General features: G+C 37.0%; 14 protein-coding genes. 13 read left to right on the top strand and 1 reads right to left on the bottom strand.

Features of this window, described 5'->3' with window-relative positions:
• Nucleotides 1-5 precede the first annotated feature (5 nt).
• The 9 genes from ACZ9EE_RS01160 (at nt 6) to ACZ9EE_RS01200 (ending at nt 12949) form a co-directional block, all read left to right on the top strand.
• Nucleotides 6-1346 carry a type VII secretion protein EssB/YukC gene (locus ACZ9EE_RS01160; protein WP_476024843.1) on the top strand — a complete coding sequence of 447 codons (1341 nt, stop codon included), beginning with the start codon at nt 6-8 and terminating at the stop codon, nt 1344-1346.
• A 6-nt stretch (nt 1347-1352) separates the two neighbouring features.
• On the top strand, nt 1353-2408 hold the full coding sequence (locus tag ACZ9EE_RS01165) for a bifunctional lytic transglycosylase/C40 family peptidase (protein ID WP_476024844.1): 1056 nt from the start codon (nt 1353-1355) through the stop codon (nt 2406-2408).
• Nucleotides 2409-2420: 12 nt separating this feature from the next.
• Nucleotides 2421-3017, top strand: a complete 597-nt coding sequence (locus ACZ9EE_RS01170; RefSeq protein WP_476024845.1) for a hypothetical protein — start codon at nt 2421-2423, stop codon at nt 3015-3017.
• Between the two features lie 40 nt (nt 3018-3057).
• Nucleotides 3058-3492: a hypothetical protein gene (locus ACZ9EE_RS01175; protein ID WP_476024846.1), complete on the top strand. Its 435-nt coding sequence runs from the start codon at nt 3058-3060 to the stop codon at nt 3490-3492.
• 1 nt (nt 3493) lies between these two features.
• A complete protein-coding gene (locus ACZ9EE_RS01180; protein ID WP_476024847.1) occupies nt 3494-5089 on the top strand; it encodes a VirD4-like conjugal transfer protein, CD1115 family in 1596 nt (531 codons plus the stop codon).
• On the top strand, nt 5086-5577 hold the full coding sequence (locus ACZ9EE_RS01185; protein ID WP_476024848.1) for a hypothetical protein: 492 nt from the start codon (nt 5086-5088) through the stop codon (nt 5575-5577). The genes ACZ9EE_RS01180 and ACZ9EE_RS01185 overlap by 4 nt, the downstream gene beginning before the upstream one ends.
• Nucleotides 5578-5590: 13 nt before the next feature.
• A complete protein-coding gene (locus tag ACZ9EE_RS01190) occupies nt 5591-6433 on the top strand; it encodes a conjugal transfer protein TrbL family protein (RefSeq protein WP_476024849.1) in 843 nt (280 codons plus the stop codon).
• A 432-nt stretch (nt 6434-6865) separates the two neighbouring features.
• A complete protein-coding gene (gene gltB / locus ACZ9EE_RS01195; protein WP_476024850.1) occupies nt 6866-11461 on the top strand; it encodes a glutamate synthase large subunit in 4596 nt (1531 codons plus the stop codon).
• Between the two features lie 3 nt (nt 11462-11464).
• Nucleotides 11465-12949 carry a glutamate synthase subunit beta gene (locus tag ACZ9EE_RS01200; protein WP_476024851.1) on the top strand — a complete coding sequence of 495 codons (1485 nt, stop codon included), beginning with the start codon at nt 11465-11467 and terminating at the stop codon, nt 12947-12949.
• Between the two features lie 436 nt (nt 12950-13385).
• On the opposite strand, the gene ACZ9EE_RS01205 is transcribed toward ACZ9EE_RS01200, so the two are convergent.
• The gene (locus ACZ9EE_RS01205; protein ID WP_476024852.1) at nt 13386-14333 is read right to left on the bottom strand and encodes a DNA-directed RNA polymerase subunit alpha; all 948 of its coding nucleotides are present in this window, start codon (nt 14331-14333) and stop codon (nt 13386-13388) included.
• Between the two features lie 275 nt (nt 14334-14608).
• Between ACZ9EE_RS01205 and ACZ9EE_RS01210 the strand changes: the two genes are divergently transcribed.
• The 4 genes from ACZ9EE_RS01210 to ACZ9EE_RS01225 all read left to right on the top strand — a co-directional run bounded on the left by ACZ9EE_RS01210 (nt 14609) and on the right by ACZ9EE_RS01225 (nt 19883).
• On the top strand, nt 14609-14890 hold the full coding sequence (locus ACZ9EE_RS01210) for a hypothetical protein (RefSeq protein ID WP_476024853.1): 282 nt from the start codon (nt 14609-14611) through the stop codon (nt 14888-14890).
• A gap of 1010 nt (nt 14891-15900) precedes the next feature.
• Entirely contained in the window at nt 15901-17475 is a 1575-nt protein-coding gene (locus ACZ9EE_RS01215; RefSeq protein ID WP_476024854.1) for a spore germination protein, read from the top strand.
• 36 nt (nt 17476-17511) lie between these two features.
• Complete coding sequence (locus ACZ9EE_RS01220; protein ID WP_476024855.1) at nt 17512-18675, top strand: Ger(x)C family spore germination protein; 1164 nt, start codon at nt 17512-17514, stop codon at nt 18673-18675.
• Nucleotides 18676-18764: 89 nt separating this feature from the next.
• Nucleotides 18765-19883 carry a GerAB/ArcD/ProY family transporter gene (locus ACZ9EE_RS01225; RefSeq protein ID WP_476024856.1) on the top strand — a complete coding sequence of 373 codons (1119 nt, stop codon included), beginning with the start codon at nt 18765-18767 and terminating at the stop codon, nt 19881-19883.
• Nucleotides 19884-19893: the final 10 nt, after the last annotated feature.

The following is a 19893-nucleotide window of genomic DNA, read 5'->3' on the forward strand; positions in this document are numbered from 1 at the left end:
TAATGGTGAAAATCCAATTATTCGAATTCGGAACGTTATTTATTCATCAAAATAACCACTTTCGTTTGGAAATACCTGAAAACAAGGTGTTGGCTGAACGAATGGAAGAGTTAAAAGATCTTAAAGTAGATTCACCTTATTTCTTTACTCTAAGTAATATAAAAAAAGAAAACGATCGATTTATTCTCGACTATTTGATGGAGGAAGAATACCAACCACTCATAAGAGCAAAAGAATATTCACTTGTACTACGTCTTGCCTTAGTATACGAGTTGTTGAAGATGGATCCGTTAAATACAGTAAAAGAAATAGTACTGATCCATCCCAGAAGCATTTTCTTTAAAGATATGAGAACTCTAAAGTTTCTATATAGAAGCAATCAATGGTTACCCTATGATGACCATATAGAAAAGCTGGAACAGTACAAAATATTAATTATCTCTATGTTTTCGCGTTTTACCTATGAAAAATATAAACGAGAAAAAGGTAATTTGTTGAAAAAGGATAACGATGAATTTTTATTTAAAATTGACAATGCTGAATCTGTTGCGGATTTGAAAGAAATGATTTCCAAGAGACTACAGAAGGAAGAAACCACACATTTCATCGGATTGGAAATGGAACAACAAAAAATGAAAAAGCAAAGGAGACTCTTGGCGGGTATATCGATTGGGATTTCTACTTTTGCCGTTGCAGTAGCTGTATTTTTTAATCAAACAGCATTAAATAGAATTCAGTCTGTCCATGAATCAGAAGTTAAAAAGGCAAAACAAGAATCAATGTTTTATAAAATGCTCAGTGAAGAAAAATTCGATGAAGCTATTTCCTTTTTGAAAAAAACTAAGGGAAGTAATAAAGAAATTGCGAAGGTCTATCTAGAAATGGGTGAGTATCAAAAGGCAATTGATTCCGATAAACGTTTAATTAAACCCACTGTGGCGGACTTATATAAAGCGAATAAAAAGGATGAAATACTAGGATTAAAAGCTGAAAGTGATTATTTGGAAATCGAAAAGAAAATACTAACATATGATTATAGCACTTTGTTATCGATGAAAGCATTTGCAAAAGATAAAGACCAAATGCTTCGTATGGGTAAAGCCTTTACAGAGCATGGAGATCTTGAAGATGCTAAAAGTTTAAATGAAAGGCTGAAAAGTAAAGAGTTAGAGGACGTTATAAGAAAAAAAGAATTGGAAGATCATGTTGCTGCGTTAGAAAAACAAATAGAAGATATTAAAGAAAACGTAAAAACAGTAGACAAACAAAAAGAGCTTGATATTAAAAATAAGGAACTTGAAATCGCGAGGGCGGAGATAGAGAAAATCGATAAAGAAGTGTGGTGAAAATAAGTGGCAGCAACTGTTGCTGTTAAGGGAACCATTTTTGTTGTTAGGAACTGGAAGCAAATTACGATAGGAATCGTCTTTTCTTTAATTTTAATGGCCGGTTTGCTAGTTGGGATTCAGTCTTCCCAACAAGATCCATTAGTGAATAGTAACTCGCCATTAGGCACTGCTAATGTTCCTCCTAACATCGCACAATGGAAAGGGCTAGTACAAGAATATACGACCAAGTACGGTATACCAGAATATACAGATTTTCTATTAGCGATCATGTATCAAGAATTAGGTAGTTCCAAGACGTTAGATATAATGCAAAGTTCAGAATCTGCTGGGCTACCACCCAATGCCATTCAAGATCCGGTTATGTCCGTAAATCTTGGAGTTCAACATTTTAAATCGGTATTAGAACAAGGACAAAAGGCTGGAGTTGATTTTGCTACTATCATTCAATCATATAACTTTGGTGCTGGTTACCTTAATTTTGTTTCCTTAAATGGTGGGAAACATTCAGTCGAATTAGCTCAAGCATTCTCCTTGAGTCAATCTGGAAAATTAGGATGGAGATGTTCGGATTGGAGAGCGCCTTACTGTTACGGAGACTATACATATGTACAAAAAGTAATGATAAATCTAATGCCTACCGGTATGGCTGTTGGAGGTGGAGATGTTTCTCCATTGGGGGAACAAGCATTTAATGTGATTATTGCAGAAGCAAAAAAATATATTGGCTGGCCTTATGTATGGGGAGGTGCACAACCTAGTACAGGATTTGATTGCTCAGGCTTTACACAATGGACATTTGCTCAGGCTGGCATAAAGCTACCGCGAACAGCTCAGGAACAGTACGATATATCATCAAAAATATCACCAGCTGAAGCCAAGCCAGGCGACTTTGTCTTTTATACTGGAACATATGAGACCGACAAATACATCACACATATAGGTATATACATGGGAAACGGAATAATGTTTGATTCAAATGGTTCAGGTATAGGTAACCATGACATTAATTCTCCTTACTGGCAATCCCATCTGGTTGGTTTTGGTCGAGTGATCCATTAGGAGGAAAACACCTTGAATAAAGTATTGGTTGTTCTGCTTGGAATATCTATTTTAGCAAATGTGATTTTGGGATTAATGTACGTTGGTCAAAGAACAATGGTCACCCAAGCAGAGGATAAAAACAAACAAACCAAAAAACAGTTGGTTCAATTAAAAAATGAATCCAATAAAAAGGAAAAAGCCCTTATTACCTTTCAACAAAATGAAGCCTTTTATGAAATTGAACATAGTGAAGAGATTAAAAGTTTTTTAGATGAAACTTTTAGAGAATTATTTAATTATGATAACAAAAATTATGCTGCCCGTTTTGATCAGGTTCGCGACAAACTAGCAACGTCCGTCATTTCAAAACTAAAAGCTTCAGGAGAAATGGGAAGTACACAATTTGTATTCAAAAATGAAGTGCACGCTTTAAATGTCTATTTAAATGTGGTCAAAAAGCACCAAGCAAAAGCCCTTGTAAACATGGAAACACAATATTCAGTGGGCGGAAGCCAATTCCCAAGAAAAAATCAAATATATGAAGTAACGCTTGTCCAAAGAGGAGATAAATGGTTAGTTGATAAGTTAGAGTTAATGGGATCTTTCGAACCCTTTGAAGAGAACTAGGTATGCAGTAATAAAAGGTAATCAAAAAGGAGCGAAATCCATGAAAATGTTAGGACTGCGCCTATTGTTAACGGTCTTTTTACTAATACTTCTTGAACTGATCGTAATTAATATAGCCGGAATTCTTCCGTTTATTGCAGCACACCAGGAGCATTTATCCGATGCTCCATATTTCGAATTTATAACAGATAACCTACTGCATCCGATTGAGAATTCAACCCTCATGATTGAAGAGAAAAATCCTCTTTTCTTCTTAGGTAGTGGGGCAGTTGTCCTATTCTCCTTCTATGCTACTTTTTTTATGAAAGGCGCCAAAGGCAAATATCAGTTAGCAGACAAATACGGTGTTCATGGTTCAAGCCGATTCGCTCATAAGCATGAAATATTTAAACAGGGCGAGACAGTTGGGGTTCCGGTAAATCAATTCATGAAAGATTTTGAAGCTAGTTTGCTAGTCTCTAAGGAGGAGAAGTGATATGGCTGTAGATTACATGAAAAATAACGGAATCATAGCCGGTATTTTGAATCAGGCAGTTATTGTGCAGCCAACTGATTCAAACCTTCCAAACAGAAACCACTTTGTAGCTGGTGGACCTGGATCTTCCAAAACACAAGGGTATGTGGTAACCAATGTGTTACACGAAAAGGAATGTTCTTTAGTGGTGACAGATCCGAAAGGTGAGGTCTATGAAATGACTTCTGAAGTGAAACGAAGGCAAGGCTATGAAGTACATGTGGTGAATTTTTCAGAAATGGAGTATTCAGATCGCTATAATCCTTTTGATTATGTCAGGGAGGAAATTCAAGCATCTACTGTAGCGAATGCAATAGTTGCTTCTAAAAATGATTCTAAACGAAAAGATTTTTGGTACAATGCTCAATTTAGCTTGTTAAAAGCATTAATTTTGTATGCCGTTCACGAGTTGCGGCCTGATCAACGGAACATGAAAGGTGTTTTGGATTTTTTACAAGAATTTGATCCAGAGGAGAGCAATGATGGTGCCAGTGAATTAGATGTACAATTCTTAAGACTAGACAAATCGCATCCAGCAAGAAGAGCATATGAGTTAGGATTTAAAAAGTCCCAAGAAAAAACACGAGCAAACATTATCATTTCTTTACTGACTACAATAGGTGACTTTACTTCCAGTTCGGTTTCTCGGTTTACGAGTTTCTCGGATTTCTTTTTAGGGGATGTGGGAAAAAGGAAAATTGCTTTATATGTCATTATTCCTGTAATGGATTCTACATGGGAAGGCCTAATTAATTTATTTTTTAATCAAATGTTTCAGGAGTTGTATAAAGTAGGTGTTAAAAACAGGGCAAAACTCCCTCATCCTGTCGTTTTTATCTTAGATGAATTCCCGAACTTAGGGAAGTTTCCTGACTATGAAAGATTCTTAGCAACCTGCCGGGGGTACGGAATTGGGGTACTAACGATTGTTCAAAACATTACACAATTACAAGAAAAGTATGGACGGGAACAAGCAGAATCCATTTTAGGTAACTGTGGAACAAAAATTTGCTTAGGGAATGTGAACGAAACAACCGCAAAATACTTTTCGCAGTTAATGGGGAAAACAACTGCTAAAGTAGAGACAGGTTCGACATCAGAATCAAAAGGCAAATCATCGAGTACCTCTTCTTCATCAAGTTACTCATATACAGCGCGGAACCTTATGAATGAAGATGAGATTCTAACCATGGCTAAAGATGATTGCGTTATTATCATAACTGGAAAGCATCCAATTAAAGCAAAAAAAGCATATCAATATCTCTTGTTCCCCAATGTGACGAACTCATTTTATGTCAGTCAATTAAACTATCAAAATAACCCTTCACAAGAGGTTTTAGAAGGGTTTGAAGAAAAAAAGGAAGAATACAAAAAGTATATATATTCGAATGAACGGAAAGTTTCGTTACAATGGGCTGAAGTTGAATTGCATGAAAACCAGGTAAAAAACGCTGAAAAAGAGGCTGAAATGCAGGAAAAACTCGCGATGAGCTTTTTTTCTCAAATGAATTCAACTCCTAGTGAAAATCCACCAAAAGAGGGGAGCACCTTAAATTGAAAAAAAAGGCGTTGGTTATGTTTGTATTAATGGTAAGTATCTTTCTTGCTGCCTGTAATGGCAGTGGAAATCAATTTAATCTAAAGGTTGAACAAGAAAAAGCTACAAAGGTAATGAATAGTGTTTTAACTTCCTTTAAAGATGAAGAAAAGTTGGCTGAAGCAAAAACAAGTGACGAAGCGAACAAAATTGCCTGGAAGAAAATTAAAGAAAAGAATATTGATTCTTTATCAGATGATTTAAACGAAAAGGATGAAAGTAGGTTACTTTACCTTTTAACTACGAATAAAGCAGAAGATTTAGCTAAGGGCGGAACAAAAGCAAATCTACTTTTTTCTCAAGATACTAAGAATAAAAATGTTTCTTTTAATGATTCTGCTAAGTCATTTACCTTTGATATAGAACGTAGTGATTTTGACCATAAGCTAATCACTCTAGAAAAACAAGAGAATAAATGGAAAATTGTAAAAATCGAAGATCCTGAATAGGGGTGATTTCATCTTGTTTAATTTTAAAGAAAAAATAGTTGAGGCCATCCAAGGGATATTGGAGGATTTTATTCAATGGTCTCTTCTTATTTGTAATGATTTGTTATTAAAAAAAAATACTGAAATAGAATTTTTTACATCAGTCAATAATTTCTTGCTTGCGCTAACCTCTACAATAGCTGTAACAATCATTCTATATAAAATTATCGAAGTTATGTCTAGGAATGCTGCAGGAGATGCCATTTCATATGGACCCGTTATTGTTAATACGTTAAAAAGTGCCTTGTTGATCCCTGCAATGCCCTTCATCCAGAAAATCTTGTTAGAAAAGGTTGCTTATAATATAGGGAACTGGATGATTGGAGAAGGAAGCAAGGTAAGCAAAGAAAAAATTGAGGAGATGTTAGTTCCTAGAAACTTTGCAGCCCTTCATTTTGAAGGTGCTGCCCTTCTTATTCTATTAGCGGTATTTGCAGTAGCATTTATTGCCTTCTTATTTTCAGTTGCTGTATTTCATGCAGATATAATGTTCCTATACTTACTATCTCCCTTAGCTTGTGTATCGGTCATAGCTGATGATAATGAATACTTGGGTGTCTGGTGGCGCGAATTATTAAGTCAGATTGTCACTATTATTGCAAAAATCTTTTTATTTGTTGTAGCCCTAAGTATTTTAATCAATGAAAATATAACATTTCTCAATTTCCTTTTACTTATGGGATGTTGTATTCTCCTCATTAAGAGTCCGTCCGTACTTAGAAATATGTGGTATTCATCGGGTTCTGGAAGAGGGATGATCGGAGCTATGGGAGGAACATCCAAGCTGGTAGCAAGAAGATTTCTATTAAAAAGATAAAACAAAGGCGACTTCAATGTGTTCTTTTGTTGTGTAGTAAAGTAAAAACTCAAGAATTTTTAAAATAAACCATTTGTCTCCACATTCAACACATGTGGAATGCTGTTTACTGCTTGTAAAAATTGAAAAATAAAAGGATGTAACAATGAGTAAAGAGTCTTTTCTTCTAGAAAGGCTCTTTTTATTATTATTGGGCGTAACAGTATGCTGTAGGTTCAACAAGGTTCTTCACATTTATAAACGAGTTATTTTTTGTTTAAAGTAGCTTGAATATATCGGTTTTGACAGCTTTGGATTTTTTATTGCAATAGGATAAATAGAAATGGAATGTATACACTATTTTTGTATGAAAAAATATATACCTAGTAAAAGTTGTACATAACAAGGCTGCTTGAACATAGAAATACAAGTTCTTTAAGAAGGGATGTTGTCATGAAAAATCCTGGGTATCCTGGTCCGCAAGGTTTATATCACCCTGAATATGAACATGAAGCTTGTGGAATTGGAATGGTCGCTAATATAAATGGAAAAAAGTCGCACGATATTGTTGAATATGCTATAACGATTTTATGTAATTTGGAACACAGGGGCGGACAATCAGCAGACACGAGTACCGGGGATGGAGCAGGGATTCTTACTCAAATTCCCCATTCATTTTTTGAGAAACAATGTGAAAAAGAAAATATTGAACTCCCTGAAGCGGGTAAATACGGGATTGGTATGATCTTTTTACCAAAGGATCCAGAAGTTAGAAAAAAAACTCAAAAACAAGTTGAAAACGTCATTAAAGAGGAAGGGCAGGTCTTTCTAGGTTGGAGGACTGTTCCGGTTAATGATTCTTTTGTTGGTGACATGGCCAAAAAATCAAAACCGTTTATCCGTCAAATGTTTATTGCTTCTTCTCTTAATCCACATGATCAAAATGATTTCGAAAGAAAATTATATGTGATTCGTAAACGGTTAGAAAAAGAAGTGTGCCCTTCAGATAAGGAACATCAAGAAGGGATGTATGTTTGCAGTTTATCCTCAAGAACCATTGTCTATAAAGGCATGTTAATTCCTGAACAGCTGGATTCCTTTTATGTTGACTTAAATCATCGTGATTTTAAGTCTGCACTAGCCCTTGTTCATTCGCGATTTAGTACAAACACATTTCCTAGCTGGGAAAGAGCTCATCCAAACCGGTTTACGATCCATAATGGAGAATTTAATACGATTAAAGGAAATGTTAAATGGATGCAGGCTAGAGAGGCTCTTTGTGAATCTAAGTTATTTGGAGACAAGGATTATCAAAAGTTATTTCCGGTCATCGATACGGATGGCAGTGATTCTTCTATGTTTGATAATTGTTTTGAATTTCTTCATCTTTCAGGACGTTCTCTTGCGCATACAGCGATGATGATGATTCCCGAGCCATGGGCACATGATGAAACAATGGACGAAGCTAAGAAGGCATTCTATCAATTTCATAGCTGTTTAATGGAGCCATGGGATGGTCCTGCTGCTGTTGTATTTACGAATGGAAAACAAATCGGGGCATGTCTTGACCGGAACGGGCTGCGTCCTGCCCGTTATTATGTAACAAAAGACGGTATGATTGTTTTGGGTTCTGAGGTAGGCGCATTGGATATTTTTGTTGAGGATATTGAATATAAAGGTAGACTTCTCCCAGGGAGAATGCTCCTTGTTGATTTGGAAAAAGGCAAAATTATTCCGGATGAAGATATTAAAATGCAAATCGCCTCAGAGTATCCGTATAAAGATTGGTTAGCAGAACATTTAGTTCATATTGATGATCTGCCTGAAACGGACAGTCATCAACAAGTTAATAATACAGATGAACGACTCAAACAGCAACTTGCATTTGGGTATACAAACGAAGACCTCAATAAAATTTTGAAGCCGATGGTTACAGATAAGCATGATCCCATTGGTTCGATGGGGTATGATTCTCCCCTTGCTGTTTTATCAAAAAGACCACAGTTGCTATATAACTATTTCAAACAGCTTTTTGCCCAGGTAACCAATCCGCCGATTGATGCCATTCGGGAGAAGATTATTACTTCCGTTTTAACAACAATTGGACCACAGAAAAACATAATTAAAACTGAGCCTGAAAGTTGTCAACAAATTCAGCTTCAGACACCGATTTTGACGAATAGTCAGTTAGAAAAACTTCACTATTCCAGCTTTAAAAAGGAAACACTATCCATCCTGTTTCCTGTTGAAACAGCTACACCCGATTTTGAAAAAAATTTAAATAGCTTATTTTTAAAAGCTGACACCGCCATCGACAATGGTATTTCTTTACTGGTTTTATCTGATCGCGGAGTCGATGCCGAATATGCCGCGTTGCCCGCTCTGCTCGCAGTCTCGGGATTGCATCATCACCTAATTCGAAAAGGAACACGATCAAAGGTAAGCATCATTGTTGAATCGGCGGAACCAAGAGAGGTCCATCATTTCGCAGCATTACTTGGGTTCGGGGCGGAAGCGATCAATCCTTATTTAGCCTTTGAGTCTCTAAGGGGCTTGATTGAAATCGGTGATATACGCGAAACAGAAGTCGACAAGGCTATTAACACATACATTTTGACAGCAACCGATGGAATCGTTAAGGTGTTATCGAAAATGGGGATATCAACCATTCAAAGTTATATTGGGGCACAAATATTTGAGGCAATCGGGATTGATCAAGGCGTGATAGAGAAATATTTTACTGAAACAGCTTCACGAATTGAAGGTATTGGGTTGGGTATCATTGCCGAAGAAGTGATGATGAGGCATAAACGAGCATTTGATCCGACAAGAGGCGGGGAGAGGACATTGGATTCAGGTGATGATTTTCAGTGGCGCCATGACGGAGAAGATCATCAATACAACCCGCGGACCATTCATCTATTACAGCAAGCTTGCCGAACGAATAATTATAAACTTTTTAAAGAGTATTCAGCATTATTGACAGATCCTTGCGACAATCTTCAATCCATTCGCGGCTTGTTATCGTTTAAAAAACGAGAATCGATACCGATTGACGAAGTGGAATCTATTGAAGAAATTTGTAAGAGGTTTAAAACGGGAGCGATGTCATACGGTTCCATTAGTCGTGAAGCCCACGAATCACTTGCCATTGCCATGAACAAAATTGGTGCAAAAAGCAACTCTGGAGAAGGTGGAGAGGACCCTGACAGATTTACACCTGATCCAAATGGACAATCAAGGCGCAGTGCGATTAAACAAGTTGCTTCTGGCCGATTCGGAGTGACTAGTTATTATCTTGTAAATGCTGATGAAATCCAAATTAAGGTTGCCCAAGGTGCCAAGCCGGGAGAAGGGGGACATCTTCCCGGAAAAAAAGTATATCCATGGATTGCCGAGGTAAGGGGCTCAACACCTGGCGTAGAATTGATTTCGCCGCCGCCCCACCATGATATTTATTCCATTGAAGACTTGGCCGAATTAATTCATAACTTAAAAAATGCCAATCCATCCGCCAGAATTAGTGTCAAGCTTGTATCAGAAGCAGGTGTCGGTACGATTGCAGCAGGTGTTGCCAAAGGAAGAGCTGATGTTGTTCTGATTAGTGGATATGACGGCGGAACGGGGGCTGCGCCAAGGACAAGCTTAAAGCATGCAGGATTACCGTGGGAACTGGGCTTAGCCGAAACACATCAAACATTGCTGTTAAATCGTCTTCGTGATCGAATCGTCGTGGAAACTGATGGGAAATTGATGACGGGCCGGGATGTTGTAATTGCTGCCTTACTTGGGGCAGAGGAATATGGATTTTCAACGGCACCGTTAGTTGTATTAGGATGTATCATCATGCGGGTATGCCACCTCGATACTTGTCCGGTAGGCGTTGCCACACAAAACCCCGAGTTACGGAAAAAATTTACGGGTGAACCGGAGCATGTAATCAACTTTATGAGGTTCATCGCCATGGAAGTAAGAGAGCTTATGGCCGAACTCGGATTCCGCACTGTCAATGAAATGATTGGAAGGACTGATGTTTTAGATACACATCAAGCGATTAACCATTGGAAAGCAAAAGGGGTAAATCTTTCTGCTCTTCTCTATCAGCCTGAAGTTCCGAAAAGTACCAGCCGTTATGCCACGGTTGAACAGGTTCATGGACTTGATAAAACAATGGACAAACAAGAGTTAATCCCTTTATGTAAAGAAGCGCTTGAAAACCAGGAACCTATAAAGGCGACTTTGTCGATACGGAACATTAACCGAGTCGCTGGGACCATGTTAGGGAGTGAAATAACAAAACGGTATGGTGCCAAGGGGCTGCCTGAGGATACGATTCACCTAACTTTTACAGGCTCTGCCGGACAAAGCTTTGCTGCCTTTATTCCACCCGGATTAACGATGAGACTAGTAGGAGATGCCAATGATTTTATCGGTAAAGGGTTATCAGGGGGGAAAATTATTGTTCGCCCTTCTCGGAGGGCTACCTTTACCTGGGAAAATAATATCATTATCGGAAACGTTGCCTTTTACGGGGCAACGGCAGGAGAAGCTTATATCAGCGGAATTGCCGGAGAGCGCTTTTGTGTTAGGAATAGCGGAGCAAATGTGGTAGTAGAAGGTATGGGCGACCACGGTTGTGAATACATGACAGGTGGAACAGTGATTGTATTGGGGGGAACAGGGAAAAACTTCGCAGCTGGTATGTCAGGTGGTGTTGCGTATGTCTTGGATATGACAAACGATTTTCGAGTCAAATGTAATCAGGCTCAAGTTTATATCGATCCCATCCAAGATGAGTCAGAACTCCAACTTGTCCACCAAATGATTGAAAAGCATGTTCAATATACGCATAGCCCCCTTGGGGAGAGAGTGTTAAATAGCTGGGCAGACATGAGCAAGAAATTCGTACGTGTCATTCCGAAAGACTATTTGGAGATGCAAAAGCGAATCAAACGCCTGCAATCAGCTGGGTTGAGTGAAAATCAAGCAGCACTTCGGGCATTTGAAGAAAGCCAAAAAGCAGTGAAAGCGATAAAAGAGGGAGGGTGAACGATGGGAAAACCAACTGGTTTTATGGACTATGAACGTCAATCAAGGCCGGAACGTGACCCTAAAACACGCACGGCTGATTGGGACATTTATACGTCACCTCTTGAAGAACAAGAATTAAAAGAACAAGGTGCTCGTTGTATGGATTGCGGGATTCCAACTTGTCATACTGGAATCATGATAAACGGGATGACTTCAGGTTGTCCCGTCCATCACCTCATACCGGAGTGGAATGATTTAGTTTACCAAGGCCAATGGGAGGAAGCCCTGAAGAGAGAACATAAAATGAATAATTTTCCTGAATTTACTGGACTTGCTTGTCCGGCTCCATGTGAAGGATCATGTGTACTTGGGATTAATGAGCCGCCGGTTGCCATCCGGACAATCGAGTTAGAAATCATTAATCGAGGCTTTAAGGAAGGGTGGGTGAAACCGGAGCCTCCAGAGACCCGAACGGATAAAAAGGTGGCTGTTGTCGGTTCAGGTCCGGCTGGGTTGGCTTGCGCTGCCCAACTAAATAAAGCAGGACACCATGTCACAGTTTTCGAACGTCATGATCGTGTTGGGGGGCTGTTAACGTATGGGATACCTGAAATGAAGCTTCCTTACTTAGTTGTCGAGAGAAGAGTCAAACTTCTTAAGGCAGAGGGGATTACGTTTGTGACAAATACAGACGTAGGCAAAAATTATCCAATTTCAGAATTACAATCAGAATTTGATGCGATCGTTCTATGTGGAGGTGCAACAAAACCTCGTGAAGTAAATGTAGAAGGAAGAGAGCTAAAGGGGATCCATTTTGCCATGGATTTTCTCCATGCCAATACCAAAAGTTTATTAGATTCTAACCTTGAGAACTGTAATTTTATTTCAGCTAAAGATAAAGATGTGGTGGTCATTGGCGGCGGGGATACAGGGGTAGATTGTTTGGCTACTTCTGTACGTCATAAATGTAAAAGCTTAACACAGTTTGATATTTATGAGAAAAAAGGTGAAGTTCGGGTAGATGACAATCCATGGCCGCAATGGCCCGTTATCCATCGAGTGGAGTATGGCCAAAAAGAAGCCGCAGCCAAATTTGGTGAAGATCCTCGAGCCTATGCCGTGATGACGAAAAAGTTTGTAGGCGATGAGTTTGGCAATGTCAAAGAAATTCATACCATTAACGTTGAAACTACAACCGATGAAAATGGGCAGCGAATTCGAAAAGAAATTCCCGGTACAGAAAAAATCTGGCCTGCTCAGTTAGTATTACTCGCGATTGGATTTAGTGGTCCAGGGCAGGATTTACTTCAAAAAATGAACGTCGAGACTGATAATCGTTCAAATGTAAAGGCTGAGTATGGAAAATATAAAACAAATATCGAAGGGGTTTTTGCTGCAGGTGATATGCGTCGTGGTCAAAGTCTTATTGTCTGGGCTATAAATGAAGGAAGAGGTGCTGCTAGGGAGTGTGATAGATATTTAATGGATGAAACAAATTTACCTTAGAATAGTACATGTAATTAGAACTAAAATGTCTACCCAGTTATTATCTTAATAGTAGTCACACATTTTCATTTATTAACTTTAATAAGTAGTTTAAAGACTGTTATTTGCTTAGGTTATATAAAGTCACACTCTACACATGTTGCGTGCTGTTCACTACTAGTATTAAATAATAATAATTAGTCGTATGAAAATGAATGAAAGACCAAATTATTTTGGGGTCTTTCATTCATTTTTTTCAAACAGGAAGTTTTTTGAAAACCATAATTGCGCCATCCTTGCAGTATGTAAGTGATATTCATACTTAATATCACTTACATACTGCATTTAAATATAGGAGAATAATCATCATTTATAACTACCGCCAATTGGTACCTTCTTCAAGGAATCTGAGAACTTTTGCTTTAGTGGGAATTCAAAAGAAAAATAATGGTGAATTTTAATCATCTTTGCGTACGATTATACCCAAACTTTCTATTTTATTTATGATCTCTTTTAAAGATTTTTGTCCTAAGTTGCGTAATTTTCTTATATCTTCTTCTGACTTATTAGCTAAGTCATGAATAGTATTAATCCCATTGCGTTTTAGACAGTTAAAAGAACGAACAGAAAGGTCTAAATCCTCAATAGTCAGGTTAAGAATTTCTTTTTCTTTTGAAACTTCTTCTCTTTCTAACATAATTTGGCTATCTTGTAATTCAGGATTAAGTCCTACTAAAATAGAAAGATGTTCCTTAAACACTTTTGCACTTTCAGAAATGGCTTCGCTGGGCCCTAAACTCCCATCTGTCCAAAGTTCAAAATATAACCTTTCAAAACTATCCAATTGACCTACACGAGTATTCTCAACTAAATAACTGGCGCGTGAAATCGGTGTATAGATTGAATCTATTGGTATGACTCCTACTTGAAGGCCATTAAGTTTGTTTTGCTCTGCAGGAACATAACCACGTCCACGTTTTGCAGTTAGGCGCATTCTTAAATGTACATTTTCTTTAAGAGTAACAAGATGCAAATCCGGGTTTAAGATCTCTACATCACTATCATAAGAAATATCAGCAGCTGTTATTGTACCGGTTCTATGTACATCGATCATCAATTCTTTCTCATCGTCAGAGAGAATATTCATAGATAATTTTTTTATGTTCAAAATGATAGTTGTTACATCTTCTTCTATCCCATCAATAGTTGAAAATTCATTCTGCACCCCATCTATTTGGATGGAAGTGACAGCGGCACCGGGGAGTGAAGATAAAAGGATGCGACGTAATGAGTTGCCAAGTGTCGTTCCAAATCCTCGCATGAGTGGCTCAACGATAAACTTTCCATACTTGGCATCCTTGCTAATCATAACCTTTTCAATTCTTGGCACTTCAATTTTTAACATCCGAATTATACACTCCTTTTAATCATAAACACCAAAAACAACCTATTATATTTAGTTAATATACTCCAAGTACTATGAGGAATGCTAGTTTAACGGAAAAAAATGTATTTAACGATAGTTTTTATGTTCAGCAGCAGGAAAGTTTGAGATACCGTTAAGTTGAATGGGCGGGATCCATTTCCGGCATCTGCAGGCACACTTTGCCCATATTTATCGGAATTGGCAACAACACATAAATATTCGACCATACGAAGACGAGTTTCTTCTATATAATATTGGCGCATAAATTCAAACATCATCTTCCACCTTCCAAACAAGTTGAAGTTCAAGCCTTGTTGGAGGGAATTAATCGAGAAATTGGCACTCGGCAAGAACCGAAAAAGGCATTGATGCTGCAGGTCCTTCCATACCTTATCTCCAAGATTGATACTTTGTCTCTTATTGGCGTTCGGGATAAGTCCATCCTTTGGTTAGGGTTTCCTCTGGCAAGCCGACGTTCAGGATTAGTTTCTATTAATATAGAAGATTTGCTGATTAACGACTTTGGTATGATGTAAGAGGTCTTGAGACCAAGACAATGAATGATGATTTAATTAAAGACGTTGTTTATACATACAATGAATCTTGTCCAGTTAAAGCAACTCAAGAATGGATTAAGAAAGGTAACATCACCTCCGGAGCTTTGTTCTGTTTCATTGATCGGCATGGAAATATTAGGGAGGGTTGAGTGATAATTCCATAGCACTTATTATAAAAAAATATATCGGAGAACTGGGTATGGATGCAAACGACTTTGTGGCTCATAGCTTAAGAAGTAGGCTGTCGACAGGCGCAGCCATGATAGGGATGACGGAAATAGCCATATGAAACAAACTGACAATAAAACGAGGGAAATGGTTGATCGATATGTTCAGGCTGGCTTACGTTATAAGAACAATGCAAGTAGTATATTAAAGAATTTATAATTTACTTTTTTTGGATGTGGGAGATTAGCATTTAAACGAAATTAACTTTTCTTTTATGTACAACTTTCCGTTAATTTTTCTGTGTAAAGGTTTACAGCGAATTCTTATAAATGTTTAGTTTTCATTTAAGAGCCTTAATCACTTTTATTTCATAAAAATTATGAAAAAAAGAAATGGCCAAGGTTGAGAAGTTACCTTAGCAAACAGATAAATAGAACAGACTACACCTCACAAAATGACAGTACAACATGATAAATTTGAATTCATAAAAATAATACTAATAAATAATTAATTAGTATTTAATGTAATTGGAAAACCAATCTTATTAAACCAATTTTAAGAAAACCAAAATATTTTATTTATTGGAATGGCTTAATGGAAATCCAAAACATAAGAAATACAAAATCAAAAAACGAAACCGATTCTTTTTTTTTTGAATTTTCTGTGGTTACTTTGATTTTTTCTGGAAACAACAACATTTCTTTAAAAGATTTCAGCTTTTACATATGGCTCTTTGCTAAATGGATTTTGTACATAATTCCATCCATATAATCTAAGAATAAATTATATCAAAGCTTTATCGGTAGGAAGTGATAACTATTATGAAAATAACAAAAAAAATATTGGATATTCTTTCAAATAACTATGATGCTAAGAGGTCTAGTCAACAAAATCACCAAGACCAATTAAATCTTTCTGAAAACTTGGATAATAATATTAGTGAATTAAAAAAGATTTTCGAACTATGTTCTGACATAGTGTTTCGTGAATTGCAAGTGGGGTCTCAAAAAGGGATACTGATTTTTTTAGATGGGTTAGTGAATATAGAATTAATTGATACAGATGTATTAAAGCCGCTGCTAAATTTAGGAAAAGATATAGGTGATCCTTCTAGAATCCATAATCTCAACCAGTGGCTTCAAGGACAACCTATTTCAGTCGCTCAAATAAGTGTGGGGGAAAAAGTCCACGATGTTATTGACCATATTTTAACAGGGGATTCGATAATACTCATCGATGGAGTCCAGCAAGCAATATTCATAGGTTTAAAACAATGGGATAAACGAAGTATAGAGGAACCACAAACAGAACCAGTGGTGCGTGGGCCAAGAGAAGGATTTACCGAAAACATAGGAACAAACACGGTGTTAATACGAAGAAGAATTAAAACTCCTAAACTTAAGATGGAATCAACAACTGTAGGAAGGTTATCAAAAACAAAAATTGTAATCACGTATCTCGAGGATATTGCGGATGACTCTTTAGTGACGGAAGTTCGCAGAAGGATCAATCAAATTGATATAGACGCCATTTTAGAGAGTGGATATATAGAGGAGCTAATCTCCGATCATCCTTTTTCTATTTTTCCTCAAATAGCATATACGGAACGACCTGATAAAGTTGTAGGGAACATTTTGGAAGGTTCAGTTGGTATTTTGGTGGATACCACACCTTTTTGCCTTATTGCTCCTCAAACATTTTTTCAGTTTCTACAAGATACCGAAGATTATTATTTGCGTTATCCTATAGCGTCATTTGTTAGATTGATTCGTTATTTGTTTTTAATCATTGCATTACTATTGCCTTCTCTCTATATAGCAATAACAACTTTTCATCAAGAGATGCTACCAACAAGCTTACTGCTTAGTTTTGCATCCGCCCGTGAGACCGTTCCATTTCCGGCATTTGTAGAAGCATTGATTATGGAAGTTTCTTTTGAGGGCTTAAGAGAAGCAGGTGTTCGTATGCCACGACCAGTCGGACAAGCTGTTAGTATTGTAGGTGCGCTCGTAATTGGGCAAGCTGCAGTACAAGCAGGAATTGTCTCAAATCCGATGGTTATTATCGTAGCACTGACTGGAATCGCATCGTTTATAAATCCAAGTTATAATTTAGGAAATTCTATCCGTATACTTCGTTTTTTTATGATGTTACTTGCAGGGGTAGCAGGATTGTACGGAATTTTATTAGGAGCGATTACCCTTCAAATACATATCTGCCGTCTTCGCTCTTTCGGGGTTCCTTATTTCTCACCTGTTGCACCTTTAGATGCTGAAAGTATAAAAGACCTCATTATTCGTTCTCCGTGGTGGGGGAGGGTAAAGCGTCCAGGGCTTAAAGAAAACCAAAAGCTTATGAAAGAAACATTGCACCCTGGACCTAAAAAAAGATACTAAAGATATTTTAAAAATGATGGGAAAGTGTGTTCTTCAATGAAAAGAATACTAGTATTGTTTATTCTCCTACCGTTATTATCTGGTTGTTGGAGTCAGACAGAGGTTAATGATTTAGGAATTGTCCTTGGTGTGGCATTAGATAAAGCTGAACACAATAAAATCCGGTTAGCATTGCAAATTGCAGTACCAAAAGCATCTGGAGGTGCTAATGGGTCAAGTCAAGGTTCTTCTGGTTCAGAATCAACCATGATGGTTTCCGCTGAAGGAGAATCTGTTATGGAAGCCTATCGAAATATTCAAGAAAAAATCTCTCGTCGTATATTTTTTGCTCATGATCGTGTGATAATTGTTGGTGAGGAACTAGCAAAAAAGGGGACTTCTACTTTTCTTGACTTTTTTACAAGGCATCGGCAGTCACATTTACGTAATTACATTTTATTTACTGAAGGAGAGGCAATTGACGTCTTACAGAAATCTCCTCAATTTGAGTCGGTTACGGCAGAAGAGATCAGGGAAAAAGAAAAAACAGATATTGGTGTAAATGTCCGAGTAAGAGAGTTTTGGGAAAGAATGATGACAGAAGGTGAAGAAACTATTGCAGGCCGAGTTTCAAACCTACCTTTAGTTGAAGGTACACATAATAAAACAAAGGAATCCGGCTCAAAAATAACCCCTAGTATTAATGGAACTGCAGTATTTCAAGGTGATCGATTGGTAGGCTGGATGAATGAAAAAGAGACCCGAGGAATTTTGTGGATTCGTAATGAATTAAAAACGGGGGTCTTGGCAATAGCTTTACCGAAAGAAAAAGGTGGCGGAAGGATAAGTGCTCAAATTTGGGATGTATCCACAAAAATTAAACCAATTATCCTTGACGGCAAACTTAAGATTAAAATAGTAATAAATGGTTCTATTGAAATTTATGGTAATAGTTCAAAATGGGATTTAAGTAATCCAAGAGCACTTGATTCTTTAGAACCGATGTTTGAGAAAGATGTTAAGAAAAGAATTCAATTAACACTTAATAAGGTACAACATGAATTGAAATCTGACATATTTGGCTTTGGACAAGCTGTATATCGAAAAGATCCTAAGAACTGGGAGAATTATTATAAAAATAATTGGAATAGCATCTTCCCAGATTTAGAAGTAGAAATATCACCTCATATTACAATTAAAGGTACTGGATTTACTACTTAGTCCATTGAAACTTAAAATTGAGCCTCAAAAATATCCTTATTTCAGGACGATATCCGTTATGTTTGTGTTGAAAGCTCAAGGAGGTTTATATGGAACGAATTTCTTTATATCAACTTTTTACTATTACTGTGTTTTTTCAGCTCGGAACCACAGTAATATTTGGCTTTTCCTCAGCTGCAGGTAGGGATGCATGGCTAGCATCTTTACTTTGTACTTGCATAGGTATTCCTATTATATTTTTATATAGCATTCTTATGAAAGTGAACTCTGGGCTAATGCTCGTTCAATGGTTTCCAACCCAATTGGGTAAATGGTTAGGTATACCCATTGCATGGTTGTATCCTCTAACTTTTATTTATAATTCAGGTCGAATAATTTCAGATTTAAAATCATTAGTCCCAGCAACTATCCTACCTGAAACTCCATCTTGGTTTATTGTATTAGCAATATTGCTGGTTATAATGTATTGTCTATTTTCAGGAATTGAAGTGTTGGCTCGTTTATCAGAATATTTATTACCTGTTATGTTTGTTTTGTTCATATTGGAGATAATTTTCCTATTTAGTTCAGGTGTTGTTAATTTTAAACATGTGCAACCCTTTGTAGGACATGGATGGGGAAGGATTTGGTCGACTGTATGGCCAACAGGTATTACTCAAACTTTTGGAGAGACATTAACATTGGCAATGATTTGGCCAACAGTTAAAAATCCTGAAAAAATTATGAAAATAAGTATACTGGCTACAATATTTTCGGGATTTACCCTTGCTATATTTAGCCTAATTGAGGTTTGTGTTTTAGGTGAAAATATAGTTGAAAAATCGATGTACCCTCTTTATATCTTAGTAAGACAAATATCCATTAGTGATTTTTTTGAAAATTTAGATGCAATGGTAGTTTTAAATATGATAATCACTGCTTATATAAAAATTACTGTTTATTTATTTGCGGTAGTTCGATCGGTTCAAATCTTACTGAAAGTACATTCAAACAATATCTTGCTTATCCCAAGTGTTGTTTTTATCACTTATATTTTTGGAATGACGATGTCTAAAAATATAAATGAGCATAATTATGTTGGGGTAAATATTATACCTTTATATTTATGGATGCCAATTTTATTAGTTTTACCCGCTATCTTACTTCTAGTTTCAGTGTTACGAAAAAAATGGGCTAAAACACAAGAGCAAAATAGCCCAAATAGATAAACAATATAAG

It is taken from the genome of Bacillus sp. URHA0034 (genome assembly GCF_056280405.1).